Origin of the sequence: Vibrio sp. ECSMB14106, from assembly GCF_000972265.1 — a bacterium.
Taxonomy (GTDB): Bacteria; Pseudomonadota; Gammaproteobacteria; order Enterobacterales; family Vibrionaceae; genus Vibrio; species Vibrio kanaloae.
The window spans coordinates 1-1804 of record NZ_LAUM01000054.1; the positions used below are offsets into that span (position 1 = coordinate 1).

Here is a 1804-nt window from a genome sequence, read left to right on the forward strand (position 1 = left end):
TAAAACAGAAGGTTAGCTACAGTTACATGTAACGAACTATTTATAATTAATGTAATAATTATGTTGTTCGGAAGGTGCTGTGTTAATTTAGTTTCAAACTTTATTGTCACTTTCCTTTATCTAGTGCTACGTAGCATTCAACCCTACACGAGAGAAAAGTTTCAAACTTTAATGTCCTCCGACAATAGATAAAAATAAGCCCATCCTGTGATGGGCTTTTTTGTGCCTGTTAGCTAACGATCGGCGTTAGATCTAGCTTTAACGGCGTTAAGCATTAAGTGCTTGCTCTAGGTCAGCCAAGATATCGTCAATGTGTTCAATACCTACTGAGAGGCGAATCATCTCTGGTGATACACCAGCTTGCTTTTGTTCCGCTTCGCTTAATTGACGGTGTGTCGTCGAAGCAGGGTGGCAAGCAAGAGACTTGGCATCGCCAATGTTTACTAGGCGCTTGAAGATTTGCAGCGCATCATAGAAGCGAACACCGGCTTCATAACCGTCTTTTAAACCAAAAGATAGAATGGCCGATGGCTTACCTTGCATATACTTTTCAGCAAGTGGATAGAATTCTGAATCAGGCAGGCCAGCGTAACTTACCCAACTGACTTTCTCGTGTTGCTTGAGATATTCCGCCACTTTCAATGCGTTCTCTGTGTGTCGCTCCATACGTAACGACAACGTCTCCAAGCCTTGCATTAACATGAAAGCATTCATTGGTGACAGTGCTGAACCTGTATTACGCAATGGTACGGTTCGAGCGCGACCAATAAAGGCGGCCTCACCAAAGGCTTCGGTATACACCACACCGTGGTAAGAAGGCTCAGGCTGGTTAAACACAGGGAAACGATCTTTGTGATCTGCCCATGGGAATTTACCCGAGTCGACAATCACACCACCTAACGTTGTGCCATGGCCACCAACGTATTTGGTGAGTGAGTGCACCACAATGTCAGCGCCAAAGTCGATAGGCTTGCATAGCACTGGAGTCGCGACTGTATTATCGACAATCACTGGCACACCCTGTGCGTGAGCAAGCTCTGCGACACGCTCTAAGTCGATGATATTACCAGCTGGGTTACCGATACTTTCACAATAAACCGCCTTGGTTTTTTCATCGATCAGTGCTGCTAAGCTTTCTGGTTTGTCGTCTTTGGCAAAGCGAACTTCTATGCCTTGGTTTGGCAGCATGTGTGCAAATAGGGTGTAAGTACCACCGTAAAGCTGAGGCGTTGAAACAATGTTGTCACCGATTTGCGCCAAGGTCTGAATCGCGTAGTTGATCGCGGCACTGCCTGCACTCACCACTAATCCGGCAATACCCCCTTCTAAGGCTGCCATGCGTTTTTCCAGCACATCATTGGTTGGGTTCATTATGCGAGTGTAGATATTGCCTGGCACTGCAAGGTTAAACAGGTCGGCACCGTGTTGTGCATCATCGAACTCATACGCGACGGTTTGATAAATAGGAGTCGCAACCGATTTAGTTGTTGGATCGGTTTCGTAGCCGAAGTGAATCGAGAGTGTTTCGTCTTTCATGAGTCTTCCCTGAACTATTGAACGATTTGTGTACGCTCATATTGCCGATTTTTTTATAAAAGAAAAGTAAGCTTAGTCACAGAGAGACAATTGGAATTGTGTGCGGGACGATTCGTTTGTGGTTAGGAAGTGCAGGGCGCGATTGGTACTGAACCAGAAAAGCAAAAAGCCTGAGAAGCACAATTGCTCTCAGGCTTTTCTAATTTGGTGGCCCCTCCCAGATTTGAACTGGGGACCGAACGATTATGAGCCAAGCTTCAGCCCTGTA

Annotated in this window: 1 protein-coding gene; it reads right to left on the bottom strand. The window is 45.8% G+C overall.

Annotation, left to right across the window (positions count from 1 at the left end; all coding sequences use genetic code 11):
• Window positions 1-267: 267 nt before the first annotated feature.
• Complete coding sequence (locus WR49_RS20410) at window positions 268-1536, bottom strand: O-acetylhomoserine aminocarboxypropyltransferase/cysteine synthase family protein (RefSeq protein WP_046225240.1); 1269 nt, start codon at window positions 1534-1536, stop codon at window positions 268-270.
• Between the last annotated feature and the right edge of the window lie 268 nt (window positions 1537-1804).